At 37.4% G+C, this 15,798-nt stretch carries 12 protein-coding genes; 10 read left to right on the top strand and 2 right to left on the bottom strand.

The features are described 5' to 3' along the window. Position 1 precedes the first annotated feature (1 nt). The gene (locus tag ACK3CR_RS19450; protein WP_488976209.1) at positions 2-2,224 is read right to left on the bottom strand and encodes an alpha-galactosidase; all 2,223 of its coding nucleotides are present in this window, start codon (positions 2,222-2,224) and stop codon (positions 2-4) included. 31 nt (positions 2,225-2,255) lie between these two features. Continuing rightward, a complete protein-coding gene (gene melB / locus ACK3CR_RS19445; protein WP_488975974.1) occupies positions 2,256-3,653 on the bottom strand; it encodes a melibiose:sodium transporter MelB in 1,398 nt (465 codons plus the stop codon). A 315-nt stretch (positions 3,654-3,968) separates the two neighbouring features. Here melB and ACK3CR_RS19440 point away from each other — a divergent pair, with 315 nt between their 5' ends. The 10 genes from ACK3CR_RS19440 (at position 3,969) to ACK3CR_RS19395 (ending at position 15,503) form a co-directional block, all read left to right on the top strand. Further along, a complete protein-coding gene (locus ACK3CR_RS19440) occupies positions 3,969-4,955 on the top strand; it encodes a LacI family DNA-binding transcriptional regulator (RefSeq protein WP_488975973.1) in 987 nt (328 codons plus the stop codon). A gap of 184 nt (positions 4,956-5,139) precedes the next feature. Further along, complete coding sequence (locus ACK3CR_RS19435; protein ID WP_410914687.1) at positions 5,140-6,321, top strand: galactokinase; 1,182 nt, start codon at positions 5,140-5,142, stop codon at positions 6,319-6,321. Between the two features lie 33 nt (positions 6,322-6,354). Continuing rightward, entirely contained in the window at positions 6,355-7,860 is a 1,506-nt protein-coding gene (gene galT / locus ACK3CR_RS19430) for a UDP-glucose--hexose-1-phosphate uridylyltransferase (protein ID WP_488975972.1), read from the top strand. A 630-nt stretch (positions 7,861-8,490) separates the two neighbouring features. Next, positions 8,491-10,428, top strand: a complete 1,938-nt coding sequence (locus ACK3CR_RS19425; protein ID WP_488975971.1) for an asparagine synthase-related protein — start codon at positions 8,491-8,493, stop codon at positions 10,426-10,428. Positions 10,429-10,442: 14 nt separating this feature from the next. Next, the gene (locus tag ACK3CR_RS19420; RefSeq protein WP_019392002.1) at positions 10,443-10,580 is read left to right on the top strand and encodes a paeninodin family lasso peptide; all 138 of its coding nucleotides are present in this window, start codon (positions 10,443-10,445) and stop codon (positions 10,578-10,580) included. A gap of 87 nt (positions 10,581-10,667) precedes the next feature. Then, the gene (locus ACK3CR_RS19415) at positions 10,668-11,597 is read left to right on the top strand and encodes an aldolase (RefSeq protein ID WP_430107449.1); all 930 of its coding nucleotides are present in this window, start codon (positions 10,668-10,670) and stop codon (positions 11,595-11,597) included. Next, on the top strand, positions 11,594-11,875 hold the full coding sequence (locus ACK3CR_RS19410; RefSeq protein WP_488975970.1) for a lasso peptide biosynthesis PqqD family chaperone: 282 nt from the start codon (positions 11,594-11,596) through the stop codon (positions 11,873-11,875). The genes ACK3CR_RS19415 and ACK3CR_RS19410 overlap by 4 nt, the downstream gene beginning before the upstream one ends. Positions 11,876-11,888: 13 nt before the next feature. After that, on the top strand, positions 11,889-12,344 hold the full coding sequence (locus ACK3CR_RS19405; RefSeq protein ID WP_061805271.1) for a lasso peptide biosynthesis B2 protein: 456 nt from the start codon (positions 11,889-11,891) through the stop codon (positions 12,342-12,344). Positions 12,345-12,448: 104 nt separating this feature from the next. After that, a complete protein-coding gene (locus ACK3CR_RS19400; RefSeq protein WP_488975969.1) occupies positions 12,449-14,245 on the top strand; it encodes an ABC transporter ATP-binding protein in 1,797 nt (598 codons plus the stop codon). Between the two features lie 16 nt (positions 14,246-14,261). After that, a complete protein-coding gene (locus ACK3CR_RS19395) occupies positions 14,262-15,503 on the top strand; it encodes a nucleotidyltransferase domain-containing protein (protein ID WP_488975968.1) in 1,242 nt (413 codons plus the stop codon). Positions 15,504-15,798 lie beyond the last annotated feature (295 nt).

Here is a 15,798-nt window from a genome sequence, read left to right as displayed (position 1 = left end):
ATTATTCAGCTTTTAATACATAGAGGACCGAACTAAAATCGCTTGGCGGTTCATTTCCTTGGAGATCTTGACCAGCCGAAGCATCCGAGGTGACGAGTCCGATATTCATCAATTCGGAGCCGCTAAAGTTCTCGTTCAGTTTTTCGATCTCATAAATCTTATGAGGATCTAGTCCTTTTAAAGGAAGTCTGCGGAATCTGCCGTTTACTTCATTTAATATTTTATAATAGCCAACAATTGCTTCTTTCTTATCCTCTGACACAACCATCCAAGCTGTGAAATTGCCTTCAAACGGGCTAAGCAAGCGATAAAACGTTCCTTGTGAGAGAAGATGACGATATTGTTTGAAAAAGGCAACTTGCTTTTTCATTTCATCTCGCTCTTCTTCTGACAGCTTTGTAACATCTAATTCATATCCAAACGAGCCAAAGTAGGCCACATTTGCTCTTGTTTCAAGAGGTGTTGTGCGGAATGCTTGCTCATTTGGCACAGCAGAAACGTGAGCGCCCATGCTTGATAATGGATAAACAAGCGATGTTCCATATTGAATTTTTAACCGTTCAATGGCATCTGTATCATCACTTGTCCATGTTTGCGGAGCATAGTAAAGCATACCTGGATCAAATCGTCCGCCACCGCTTGCGCATGATTCAAATAAAACGTGTGGAAATGAGGATGTTAATCGCTCATATAAATCATACACGCCTAAAATATAGCGGTGGAAAATCTCACCTTGTCTTTTAGAGTCATACGCTTTTGAATATACTTCAGTCATTGAACGGTTCATATCCCATTTTACATATGAGACAGATCCTTCTTTAAGAATGTTTGCCATCATCTCATAAATATGATCGACAACTTCTTTCCGAGAAAAATCAAGCACAAACTGATTTCGTCCGTGAGAAGCTCTGCGCTCTGGAGTTTCAATGATCCACTCTGGATGTTCTCTGTATAAGTTGCTGTTTTTATTAACCATTTCAGGCTCAAACCACAGTCCAAACTTCATGCCAATCTCTTCAATTCTTTTGGCTAATCCAGAAATCCCACTTGGTAGCTTTTCGCGGTTTTCAACCCAGTCCCCAAGTCCTCGTTTGTCATCATTTCGTTCCCCAAACCAGCCGTCATCAAGCACAAAAAGCTCGATTCCGTCTTCTTTTGCAGCCTCCGCAAACTCTAAAATTTTCTCTTCATCAAAATCAAAATAAGTAGCTTCCCAATTGTTAATAAGAACAGGTCTCGTTTTATCACGCCACTCTCCGCGCACAAGACGGGTTCTGTACAAACGGTGATAAGTTTGACTCATGCCGTTTATCCCTTTATCACTATAGACGATTACGGCTTCTGGTGTTTGAAACTCTTCGTCTTTTTCTAAGTGCCATGTAAAACCATGCGGGTGAATGCCCATCATAACTCTTGTTTGTCCATGTGTATCAACTTCTGCTTGTGCTAAAAAGTTGCCGCTATAAACTAAGCTAAATCCTATCACTTCTCCTTGAAATTCATCTGAGTGTGGACGTTTGAGTGCTATAAACGGGTTATGTTGAAGGCTTGAGTTTCCTCTGATGCTCCCAACAGACTGTATTCCTTGCTGAAGCTTTCGATTTTTAATATGACGCTCGCGTCCCCAAGCACCTGAAAGCTGAATCCATTCATAGTCATCATCTGGCAAATCAAGATTGGCGCTCATCGCTGTTGTAAGGTCAACGCTTTCTGTTCCGATATTTTTAAAACGAGCGCTTCTCGCAATCGCATTTTCTCCTTCAAAAATCGTATAAAGCAAAACTAATTCAACGGAAACCACGGAATCTAGTAGTGTGATTTGAAGCGTTGTTGCTTCATCATCATGTTCTGTATACGTCGCAGGCAAATTTGCTAGTTTTGGTTTCCCGCGATAGATTTCATGTGTTTTATATTCAAAGTTCGTAATGCAGCTGCCGTTTCTTTGCTGAATTTCAACAGCAGGGTGCCTAAAATCAGACGTTCCGTAAGATGGATACTCTTGTTTAAGATGATCAAGAGAGAAATATAAGTTGCCTTGGAACGGATAAGCGGACATTGGGCGATGCTGCATTTCGACTAAATAGTCAAAAGAATCTCTGTGCGGTACTCTTTTCCCAAAATAAAGCTGCCCAAGCTGGTTGTTTTGAAGCACTTTCATAATATAGCTCATTTCGTTATTGTAAAGGTGAAACTCTTTCTTTTCTTCATTATAAATAATCGTCATCATAATCATCCTTTCCTATTAAGCGTGATTTTTAATGAATGTTTTGAATGTTTTCTTCATTTTTCTCATTATTTGCGTTTTTTTCTTTTAGATCGCTCACAATCAGGTTTAAGTAAGAGCCTTTTAGCTTATAAGCTTTAAGATAAATAAAGAGACTAAGAGCAGCAAAAATGAGCGGAATCGCAATCATTAAAATGCGAAGTCCCATTACAGTTCCAGGAGTTTGGACAGCGTCTGGCACATAGCCAACAAGAGAAAGACCAACACCAGTAAGAAGTCCTGAGACTGCTTGAGCGGCTTTCATCAGAAATGTTTGGGTAGAGACAATAATACTTTCTGAGCGAATTCCAAATTTAAGCTCACCATAGTCAATCACATCTGCAATTGAAACGGTTGTAATCCCAAGGGAAAGACCTGAACCAAATTTTAAAAGAAAGCTGCCAACAATAATGAATGCTGGACTTTGCGGTGCAATGTATCCACCAGCTAAAATGGTGACGAGTCCTATTCCAACAAGACTGCATGCGAGTGTAAACACTTTGGTACGATTGAATGCTTTCACAAGCCTTGGGAAGAGCAGGAGAGAGAGCATTTCTGCTGTAATCATAAAGTTGAAAATGGAAAATAAGTGTTCTGCTCCTGTAACATATTTAAAATAGTAAATAGTGACACCGTTTACAATTTGCATGGCGAGATTAAAAGAAAGTAAGATCCCAATAAAAGCGACAAGCTGATCATTTTTGGCAAGAAGCTTTCCAATCTGTTTGAATTTAATTCGTGGTGCATTCCTATTCGTTGGTTTTTCAGGAACGTTAAAAACAGTAACGGCAATTGTTACAATAAAGATGATAGCGATTACAATTGCAGAAACAGTAAAACCTGTTTGACGATCTCCACTGCCGCCGAAGGAGCGATCAAAGAAATCAATCATATAAAGGCCAAACGTTCCAATTAACATACCAGCAAGACTCGCAAAAAATCGTGGAATGACAGAGACTTCCTCTCGTTCGCGAGGATCATTTGTTAAGCTTGGTAACCACGACCAATACGGAATGTCCATGATGGTATATGTCATGCCGTAGAGGAGGTAGGCAATTGAAATATACACATAAAGCTCTGTTGTAGAGAGGCCGAAGTTTGTAAATAAGAGAACAAAAATAACGGAGTTGACAAGCGTTCCAATCACAATCCATGGCCGGAATTTTCCGAAGCGTGAGTGCGTATTGTCAACAATCATTCCCATGACAGGATCGTTTGTTGCATACCATATCCGAGCAATGAAAAATAGCGTTCCAACAAATGCAGGCGAAAGCCCTAATACGTCTGTAATGTAAAACATGAGATAAATTCCGACTAAGTTTACAACAGCATCTTTTCCGATTGCTCCTACCCCAAATGAATACTTTGCTTTTGCAGATAGTTTTTCCATTCCCCATACCCCTTTGTAATCCCTTACATAACGTGTCATATGTGAGAGAGAATTGTAGTGCGTGCATTTAGTATAGGTGCAGAAGAAGTAGAAAAGTAGGGTATTATGTTTTAACTATCAGTCAAAATGTTAGATATATAGAGGGAATAGTAGAGGAAAAGGGAAAAAGAGAAGATTTTTTTTCTGCATTTTTTAACAGCTATATAGAAAATTTTTCTTTTTTTAAAGTAAAAAAATTAGTTAAAATAGCAATGTGGTATGATAAATGAAGAAGAAGTGTAGCGTTTATTTTAACCAAGACAAAAGGAGCAAAAAATGGCGACGATCAAAGACATAGCGAAACGAGTAGGTGTTTCCATTGCCACCGTTTCACGCGTATTGAACTATGATAAATCTCTCTCTGTTAGTGAAGAAACGAAAGAAAAGGTATTTCAAGCAGCAAAAGAACTTCAGTACAAAAAGAAAGGCGGACGCAAGCTCGCTCAAGCATACAAATTTGCGGTTGTAAGCTGGTATACAGAAGAAGAGGAGCTTGATGACCTTTATTATCACGCGATAAACTTAGGTGTAGAAAAAGCGTGTGAGGTTCACAATATTGAGCTTATGAAAGTGTCAATGGACAACCTGAAAGAATCAGAAGAGATAGACGGTATTATTGCGATTGGGAAGTTTAGTTTATCTCAAGCCGAAAAGCTTAAGGAGAGATCATCACATCTTGTTTTTGTGGACTGCTCACCAGATGAGGATATGTTTGATTCAGTGATAAGCAATCTTGAAAGAGCAACTGAGAAGGCTTTGCAGTATTTTTTAGATCATGGACATACACGTATCGGTTATATTGGTGGAATGGAATCATATCGAGATCAAACAGCGCTTATTCAAGACCCAAGAACTCTCAGTTTCGAGCGTTTTTTAACAGAGAAAGGTCATTATGATTCATCATTTGTTTACATTGGAAACTTCTCTGTAAATGATGGTTATGCTCTCATGAAAAAAGCGATTAGAGACCATAAAGAAAATCTCCCAACAGCCTTTTTCCTTGGAAATGATTCAATGGCATTTGGAGCATTAAAGGCACTGCATGAAGAGGGAATTCCAGTTCCGGGAACCGTTAGTATCATTGGAGTGAATGATTTTAGCGTATCCAAACATGTTTATCCTCCATTAAGCACTGTTAAAGTCTTTACAGAACTTATGGGCGAAACAGCCGTCGATTCATTAATGGAAAGACTTGAAGGAAGAGAGGTCCCGAAAAAGGACGTGCTCTCAACCGCATTAAACATTCGTGAAAGCACAAAGTAAAAAAGCTTGGAATAGAAATATTCCAAGCTTTTTTCTATGTTTTTAGTAAAACTTTTAGTAAAAATATTGCTCTTTTTTACTTTTTAACTTAAAATGAAGGAGAATTCTGACATTATAAAATGCTGGTAAGAATAATAGTGAAAATGCTAGATGATAAAGGGAAGAGCTATTGGGGGGAGAAAAAGTGAAAACAGAGGAGCTATTAAATAAATTTGATGAGCTTTTTCAAGGAAGAGATGGGCGTCTATTTTTTTCACCAGGAAGAATTAATTTAATTGGTGAACATACAGACTACAATGGTGGGCACGTTTTTCCGTGTGCCATTACGTTTGGTACTTATGGAGTTGCTAGAAAGAGAGAGGATCGTGAAGTGAGATTGTATTCGCTTAACTTTCCGGAACAAGGAACCATTACTTTTTCGCTTGATGAGCTTCATTATGAAGAGAGCGATGGGTGGGGGAACTACCCTAAAGGAATGATTCACTATATCAGGCAAGGAGGATGGACGCTTCCGTCTGGCTTAGATATTATGATTTACGGAAATATTCCAAATGGAGCAGGTTTGTCTTCTTCAGCTTCGCTTGAAATGCTTATTGGCGTTATTGTAAGCGAAATGTTTCAGCTTCATATAGAACGCCTAGAACTTGTGTCACTTGGGAAAAAAGTAGAAAACGAGTTTATTGGTGTTCAAAGTGGAATTATGGATCAGTTTGCGGTTGGAATGGGAAAGAAGGACTGCGGCATTTTGCTTGACTGCAGTACATTAACATACAAATACATGCCTTTAAATCTAGAAAATCATCAAATTATTATTATGAACACAAACAAACGAAGAGAGCTTGCGGATTCTAAATATAATGAACGTCGGAGTGAATGTGAAAGCGCTCTCTATAGGCTGCAGAAAAGTCTTTCAATTGGGTCGCTTGGCGATTTAATGGAAACTGAGTTTGAACAACATCGTCATCTTATAAATGATAGGGTGTTAGAGAAAAGAGCCAAACATGCTGTGTATGAAAATCAACGAATTTTACGCGCTTTTCAAGCGTTAGAACATGATGGATTAGCCTCGTTTGGATCTTATATGAATGAATCACACCGCTCTTTGCGTGATGACTATGAAGTAACAGGAATTGAGCTTGATACATTAGTAGAAGCTGCGTGGAAAAGAGACGGAACAGTTGGAGCAAGAATGACTGGAGCAGGGTTTGGCGGCTGTGCAATTGCGATTGTCGCAGAAGATAAGACAGAAGAATTTATTAGAGTAGTAGGCGAAGAATATGCCAGGAAAATAGGATATGAGGCAACTTTTTATGTGGCGAATATCGGAGAAGGAACAAAGGAAATTACGCAAGAAGTGCTGCACTAAGTGCTGTAATTTATGAAGACAGGAGTGAAAAAAGTGAATATTTTTAGCGTCATACAAAGCCTAGTTGAAAAAGCATTCACGGTAAACTTAATCGAATCTGAAGACCGTATCTATGCAAGAAATAGGGTACTGTCCCTTTTAGGTTTTGATATGTTCCCCGAGCATGTACAAGAGACAGAGGAAGGAGAGATTCCAGACTTAGTCGAAAAACTTGTAGGATATGCTGTTGAAAATAGGATCATTTCAGACATGTTAGACCAAAAAGAAATGTTAAGCAGTGACATTATGAACGTGTTCTTGCCAAGACCTTCAGACGTTAATCGTACTTTTTATGAACACTATAAAAACGATCCAGAACACGCTACAAACTACTTTTATACACTTAGTCAAAACAGCAACTATATTCAAACAAAGCGAATTGCCAAAAATATCGCTTATAAAGTGGGCACAGATTATGGAGAGTTAGACATTACCATTAACTTGTCTAAGCCAGAAAAAGATCCAAAGCAAATTGCTGCTGAAAAACAAAAAAAACAAACGGAATATCCGTATCCAAAATGCCTGCTTTGTATTGAAAATGAAGGATATGAAGGAAGAATTGGTCATCCAGCACGTTCGAATCACCGAATGATTCGAATGAATTTAAGGAATGAAGAATGGTTACTTCAATATTCACCATACGTGTACTACAACGAACACTGCATTGTTCTATCAAGTGAGCATCGTGATATGAAAATAAGCAAGAGCACATTTACAAGATTGCTAGAATTTGTGGAAAAGTTTCCTCACTATTTTATCGGATCAAATGCAGATCTTCCGATTGTAGGGGGTTCTATCCTAACGCATGATCATTATCAAGGTGGAAACTATGAATTCTCAATGGCAAAAGCGAAAGAAAATCATGTATTTACACTAAAAGAGTTTCCGAACGTTCACGGAGCAATTGTGAACTGGCCAATGTCTGTCATTCGTCTTCGAAGCAAAGAGCGAGAAGAGCTTGTTCGAGCTTCTTCCCTTGTTCTCGAAACATGGAAAAATTATAGTGATCCTAGGGTTAGCATAGAAGCCTATACAGGAGACACTCCACATAATACGGTTACACCAATTGCGAGAATGAGAGACGGTCAGTTTGAAATAGATCTTGTTTTACGGAACAATCGAACAACAGAAGATTACCCACTTGGCATCTTTCATCCCCATGAAGATGTTCATCATATCAAAAAAGAGAATATTGGCTTAATTGAAGTAATGGGCCTTGCGGTGTTACCCGCTCGTCTTGAAAAAGAGCTTCAAGAAGTAGCTCAGTTTTTACTAGGTGAACAAAATAAAATTGCTACTTATCACCTTCACTGGGCAGAGGAAATTAAAGAAACGTATAAAGATCAACTAACAAAAGAGAACATAACAGAAGTCCTTCAAAAAGAGGTTGGCATGAAGTTTCTGCGTGTTCTTGAAGATGCAGGGGTATTTAAACAAGAGAGAGAAGGAAGAGAGGCATTCGGGAATTTTATTGGACTTTTAGAGGAAAAGACTTCGTGATGAGCGAAGTCTTTTTTGTCGTTTACAGCTTGCATTAAGAATTAATGGGAGAGAAAAAGAATAATCGCTTTTTCTACAAAAAATAAAAGAAAGGTGCTTTGAAAATATTATATAAAAATAGCGTTTTTATGAAATGTATATTGATATCGCTTTCATTACAATTTTAATATATATAAACGATTATGAAAGAGTAAGGAAATACGGAAAAATAAGAAATGTCGTAATTTGTAAAAAAATAGACTTATTTATAGTTCTAAAGGTTTATAAAATAACAAAAAATGATTTTTTATTCTCCTTTATTTGTCGAATAAACAAGGAGATGTATCTGTTTATTAATAATATTAACATTATGTTAGTTAATATAACATATTATCTGAAAAAATAGTAATTTACATTGTCTGGGAAAGAAAAAAGATATTTAAAGAAAGTTAATTAAAGGTAATAAATTACATAAAATGGATTTTATTGAATAATTCTTACATTTATTTAACTCAAAAACGAAAAATTGTGCTAATATATCCATATACATAGGTGATTTCTGTTTTTTATTAAGACTTTATACCCTTATTGTGAAAAGGTAGACAAGAAGTAGAGCTAGTAGAAGTTTTTAGCACTGCGAGAGGAGAAAACATGAGCGCGATAGTAGGCATATATGAATGGAATCAAAGTGAAATTCGTGTAGAACACTGTCAGGCAATGATGGAAGAGTTAAAAAGATATCGTGCTGATGACATTGGAACATGGAAAAAAGATAGTCTTTTCTTTGGTTGTCATGCTCAATGGATTACAGAGGAATCTATTGGAGAGAAACTACCATTTTATGATAGTGAACGAAAGCTCGCTATTACAGCAGATGCTATCATCGACAATCGAGACGAATTATTTAATAGATTAGGAATAGATATAAAATATAGAGTTTCTATGAAAGATAGCGAACTTCTTCTACATGCTTATTCTAAGTGGGGAGAAGAGATGCCAAAGTTTCTCGTTGGTGATTTTACGTTTATGATTTGGGATGAGAAAAAAGGAAAACTGTTTGGGGCTCGCGATTTTTCGGGGTGTCGCACACTTTATTTTTTCAATAATGAGAAAACTTTCGCCTTTTGTACCGCTATTAACCCGCTTTTTACGCTTCCTTTTGTTTCAAAAAGGTTAAATGAAGCGTGGCTAGCCGAGTTTTTGGCTATACCGGTTACGTTTGAGTCAACAGATTCTTCTTCAAGCGTCTATGAAAATATTAGACAGCTTCCTCCTTCACATAGCATAACAGTAGAAAAAGGAAGAGTGAAGCTTACCCCATATTACACGCTTGACATGGGGAAGAAATTAAAGCTCTCATCAAATGAGGAATATGAAGAAGCTTTTCTTGAGGTTTTTAAGGGAGCAGTAAAATCCCGATTGCGAACACATCTTAACGTTGGAGCTCATCTGAGTGGAGGATTGGATTCAGGTTCTGTTGCAAGTATCGCAGCACGAGAGCTACGAGTACAAAACAAATCATTGCATACATATAGCTATGTCCCTATCGATGATTTTGAAGACTGGTCACCGAAAAGCCGAATAGCTGATGAAAGGCCTTCCATAAAGTCAACAGTGAACTATGTTGGCAACATTAGAGACAACTACTTAAGCTTTCCAGAGAAAAGCTCTTTTTCTGAAATTGATGATTGGCTTGACGTGTTAGAAACGCCGTATAAATTCTATGAAAATAGCTTTTGGGCGAAGGGGATTTTTGAACAAGCATCACAGCAAGGAATAGGTGTGATATTGAATGGACAGCGTGGAAACTGGACGGTTTCGTGGGGACATGCTCTTGATTATCAAGCAATGCTATTACGAAAACTTCAATTAAGAAAATTCAGCCAAGAAGTTCGGATGTATAGTAAAAATCTTGGGGCAAAAAGGTCAAGAGTACTTCGTGTTGTTGGGCGTAAAGTGTTTCCAAAGCTAAGCGGAGCTTTATCTAAAAACAAAGAAGTACCTTTTCGAGGAATGATTAATGAAAAATTAGCGAGTCGGTTTAACGTTTATAATAAATTAGCTTCACATGATATTCAAAAAAATGGGTTAATTCAAAAAACTCCATATGAAATACGAAAAATTCAATTTCAGCGTCCATACTATTGGGCTCTCAACGGAGCATATACAACAAAGCTATCACTTCGATACGGCATATGGGATAGAGATCCAACAAATGATCTACGCGTTGTACGTTTTTGCTTATCAGTTCCAGAAAGTCAATTTGTTCAAAATGGACAAGATCGGTCACTCATTAGAAGAGCAATGAAAGGCTATCTTCCAGATGATGTTCGACTAAACCAACGAACGCGAGGGATTCAAGGTGCAGATGGAATTCAAAGGATGCTTCCACAGTGGAATGTGTTTATAGGAGAATTAGAAAGAGCTTTAAAGGACGACTATCTATCAGAGTATTTAAATATAGACCTTTTAAAGGAATCGTTAGAAAACATACGCCATGAACCTTCAGCTGACCAAGTATTTCGAAATGATTTTCGAATTTTAATGAGAAGCTTGATTCTCTATCGATTCCTTCAAAAAAACTTTTGAAAGGGGGTGACATCGTGGAGAAAAAACAATGGGAAAAGCCTGAAGTAGAAGTGTTGGATGTAAACAAAACAATGGCAGGACCTGGGCTAAGCTATCCTGATGCAGTGCAACCAGATCCAGATCCAGAGGACGCAATGCATCATGATAGTTAATTGGATATGAAATTATACGTTCATTACCCTTATACACTGTAAGGTGTATAAGGGTTTTCAAAATTTGTGATGAGCGGAGTGAAGATAATGAGTATAACGCAAACAGTTTATGCTTATAACGCTTTTGGACTAAACATATGGAGTGAAGTTCATCTTCCTGAATTACCTTCTGGAGAGTTTGGGGAAGATTCAATAGATATATGGATTAAAAAAGGTTCTTTACCAGAAACATGGGTGCAACGAGAAGATCGGAGCCGAGTTGTTGTTGATGGGGATTCTGTTATATTTGAGTCACAAAAAAACGCTTTCTTTTGTATTACGAAGGGAAGAGAAATTACGGTTGTGCCTTTTGAAGGGGTTGATGAACGTAAAGTAAGGCTTTATCTTCTTGGTTCGTGTATGGGCATCTTACTTATGCAGCGTAAAGTCATGCCTCTTCATGGAAGTGCAATAGAGATTAATGGGAAAGCTTATGCATTTGTTGGACATTCCGGAGCAGGGAAGTCAACTTTAGCAGCAGCTTTTATCCAAAAAGGCTACAAGTTACTAAGCGATGATGTCATTCCTGTACGCCTATCAAAAGAGCGAGTGCCAATCGCTTATCCTTCTTATCCACATCAGAAACTTTGGGAAGAAAGTTTAGTTGGATTTGGAATCAATTCAAGTGGCTATCAATCCCTGTTTGAAAGGGAGACAAAGTATGCAGTCCCTGTAAAAGAAAGTTTTTACGATAAGCCCATCCCACTCGGTGGCGTTTTTGAACTTGCAAAAGGAAACACAAGTAAAATCAGGTTTGAAAAAATTGGAACGTTGGAGAAGTTCCGCGTTTTACTTCAGCATACGTATCGTGATTTCTTAATTGACAGACTTAAGTTAGCCGAATGGCATTTCAAACATTCGATGGAAGTAGGGAAAAGAACACCGATTTTTGAACTTAGGCGACCATCAGAAGGATTTACAGCACCAAGGCTTGTAGATGAAATTTTAAAAGTGATCCAAGAGGAGGAAAAAGAGTGAGCACATTATCTCTAAAACATCATGTTGTTCAAGGTGAAGGAAATATCGAAAGTGATATGGATCAAGAAAAAGTCATGCTAAATATTGAAAACGGCAAGTACTATAACTTAGGTAACATTGGTGGAGCCATCTGGGATGAAATAAGTGAAGCAATCTTAGTTGAAGAGCTTATTGAAAAACTTCTAAATAAATATGACGTGCAAAGAGAGCAGTGCGAAAATCATGTTTTATCTTTTCTTTCACATTTACAGAACGAAAACCTGATTAAAGTCATGTAAAGGAGTGAAGAGAGTGAAACTAATCCATAAATTAAAAACATTCTCAAAGCTAGAATGGGAGCAGCAGCTTTTACTTTTAGAAGCTTTCTTTTATTTAGGCTATGGACGGTTTTTAAAGAGCCGGCCATTTGCTAAAGTAGCTCCAACGCTAGGTGAGTACATGGAAGAAACGGGAATGATTGAAAATCCCTCAAATGAGCCTATGCTACGCGATATTTCCTATGCTGTTCATAAAATGAGCAAGTATACTTTTTGGGAAAGTGAATGCTTAGTGAAAGCAATTGCCGCAATGAAAATGCTCCAGCGACGAAAGATTGAAAGTACGCTATATTTAGGTACGGGAAAAGACAAAGATGGACGCTTAATTGCTCATGCGTGGCTGCGCAGCGGTCCAAAATATGTAACAGGAGCAGAAACAATGGAGAATTTCACGATTGTTGGAAAGTTTTCAAGAATCATTAGTGAATAGTGAAAATTCCTGCTGCATTTATAAGTATCGGAACATGTTAAACAATGTTTAGCATTTTTTTATAAAAAATAAAAAAACCTCTAGAAAATGGTGAGGTGAACAAAGTGAATGCCTTTCTTTACTATATTAAAAGAATGCATCATTTCTCAGGAAAAGGTTTGTATGTGAATGTTGTGGGGCGTGCGCTTGTTAGCTTGCTTGAAGGAGCAGGAATATTGCTCCTTATTCCACTTATTAGTCTTGGAGGCTTCGTGCAAGTTGAAAATGTCTCAGGGAAGATTATGGAGCTTTTTCATTTTCTTACTCGTATTCCCGAATCGTTTTATTTGCCCCTTGTGTTAGGTCTATATCTTTTTATTGTTGTGGGACAAACTTTTTTACAGCGTTATTTGTCAATTCGTGATGCTCGCATTCGTGAAAATTTTAGCAGGCATTTGCGATTGGACATTTACAGTTCTCTGTTAAATTCAAAATGGAGTTTTTTCTTACGAAAACGGAAATCGGACTTAATTAATTTACTAACGGCAGAGCTTGCCCGTGTACTTGGGGCGATTAATTATTTTCTTCAGCTTTTATCTCATCTTATTTTTACCGTTATTCAAATTTGTATTGCGCTCTGGCTCTCTGCTGGATTAACTTTGTTTATTTTAGCGTGCGGTCTTATGATTGGATACTGCTCAAAAAGCTTAATTAAACGATCAAACAAGCTTGGCAAGCAAACATCAAAGCTTGGTGAAAGTTATATGGCGGGCATTACGGATCAAATCAACGGAATCAAAGATATTAAAAGCAATACATTAGAACGTAATCATGTGAACTGGCTTCAGTCTTTAACGGAGAAAATGAGTGAAGAACAAATCAACTATATGAAATTAAAATCTGATTCACAGCTTATTTATAAACTATCATCAGCCTGTCTTATCGCCCTCTTTATCTTTGTTTCTTTAAAGTCTTTTGGTGCTCAGCAGGATCAGGTGTTACTTCTTATTTTAATTTTCTCACGCCTTTGGCCAAAGTTTACAAGCATTCAGTCAAACATAGAGCAAATTGCAGCAAGTATTCCTTCCTGTCGTTTAATTCGAGAGCTTTTACAGGAATGCAAAAAAGAACAAGAAGAAGTAGCGGTTAGCGATGAAAGAGCAGGTAAAGCTATCATCAAGGGCTCATTTCAATGTCGGAACGTGTCATTTCGTTATAACAAAACAAAAGAAGAATTTGTGTTAGATAATATCAATTTACATATCCTACAAAACCAAATTACGGCTATTGTAGGACCTTCGGGGGCAGGGAAGAGTACGTTAATTGATTTGTTAATGGGGCTGAACATTCCAGAAAAGGGAGAAGTATTAATTGATGGATCTCCTCTTACAGAAGAGAATCTTTTTGCACTTCGCAACTCGATTAGCTATGTTTCACAAGATCCGTTTTTATTTAATACGTCAATCCGGGAAAACTTGCTCATGGTAAAAAATACAGCAAGTGATGAAGAAATGTGGGAAGCACTTCAATTTTCGCAAGGGTATGAGTTTGTGAAAGAATTGCCTTATGGGCTTGATACAGTGATTGGAGACAGAGGGGTAAGACTTTCAGGTGGAGAACGACAGCGCCTAGTCCTAGCAAGGGCCTTGTTAAAGAAACCATCTATTCTTATTCTTGATGAGGCAACAAGTGCGCTCGATGTGCGAAATGAAGCAAAAGTAAGCAAAGCAGTTGAAGAATTAAAAGGGAGGATGACCGTCATTATTATTGCCCATCGTTTATCAACGATTCGTAATGCAGATGCTGTTGTTGTCTTAGAAAAAGGAAAACTTGTTCAGCAAGGAAGTTACACACAGCTGTCAAAGGAGAGGGGACATTTATTTAGTGAGCTTCTTCAAAGTCAGGCGCAAGCTGTTCAATAAAGGGATGGTGAAAGGTATGCAAAGAAACGGTGAGCTTGATTTATCATTGCTGCCAAGAGAACTAAAAGTGATGTTAACTATTTTAAATCATCGAGAAGAAAGTCTAGTTCTAGAACAAAATATGGACTGGCACTATTTCTTGCAGCTTGTGAAGCATCATCGCATTTATCCTTTAGTATATGCGAAATTAAGAGAGCTAAGGGATTCAGCTGTTCCTCCATTCGTAATGGAAGTGTTAAAGAGAGAATATCAAAAAAATACATTTTCGATGCTTCATTTGAGTGCAGAAATGGAGCAAGTGAGCAAATTATTCAGCGAACAAAATATTAAACTTCTGTTTTTGAAAGGTCCTCCAATTGCTCAAGATATCTACGGAGATATTTCGCTTCGAACATCGAAAGATTTAGATGTGTTAATTAGGTTCGAAGATATAAAAAAAGCAGAAGATATTCTAATTGAGCTTGGCTATGAAAGAGAAGACCGCTTTTTTTCTCTTATAAATGAATGGAAATGGCTTCATCATCATATTATTTACTTTCATCCTCAAAAAAAGATTCAAGTTGAAATTCATTGGCGTTCACAACCCTTTCCAATTAAACAGCCAACATTTCATGAGCTATGGGAGCGGAGAAGAAAAAGTGAGCTAACACGTTCGCCTGTTTATTTCCTAGGGGAAGAAGATTTATTTATTTTTCTTATTGCTCATGGAACAAGACATGGCTGGTTCCGCTTGCGCTGGCTTGCTGATGTTGATTATATGATGAGAAGAAAGCAACCATTTAAGAAAGTAGAACAACTTCGCTCAAGCAAACAATTCAATCTTGTTGGGCAAGCGCTCCTTGTTTCTGCCACTTTTTTTGAGACTCCTATTCCAGAAGAGGCAAAAAGTATAATAGAAGAAAATCAAGCGAAAGAACTGGCGAAGCTTGCTGTTTCATGTGTTCTGGAAATAAGTCAGCATTACATGGAAAGGGAGCTAAAGAGAGAAGAAGAATATAAAGGGAGCATGTTTTTCCTGCTACTTTCCAAGCTTTTTAAAGCAAAGATTATTCTCTTTCAACATCCATATGTTTATAAAACAGGAACCGTCTCTCAACGATGGTTTCAAGTCTTAAGATATTTATACCCTCAAGCTTCTGAAGAAGATCAGCTAAAACTACCAAAAGCACTCAAATTTCTCTACTTCCCGCTTCGCCCTTATTTATGGATGAAAAGAAAATCAGCAAGCTTAGGAAGAGGAAAAGTCGAAAAGGTTTGAAAATGTATAATGAGTAGCTTTCATATAAATATAGCAGAGGAATGTCTTATACAATGTAAGAGGTATAGGGCATTCTTTTTATCTTTTTATAAGTCGTTAGTTTAGCACAGGAGAGAATAAAGAAAGGGAAGAAAGTCTATCGCTTTATGACAGAGTATCAGCGTTAACGCTGCTTTTTTAGTTTTTCTTTAACAAAACAGTGAAAATAATCACGATATGTAAAGAAACGTCATTATTCTACAAAAGTTCCCACATAAGAGGAAAAAGATGCTACAATATAAAGGCATTTTGAATA

It is taken from the genome of Priestia sp. TRM10, from assembly GCF_057808375.1.
The sequence above is the reverse complement of the archived record's forward strand: the minus strand, read 5'-3'. Positions and strand labels throughout refer to the sequence as shown.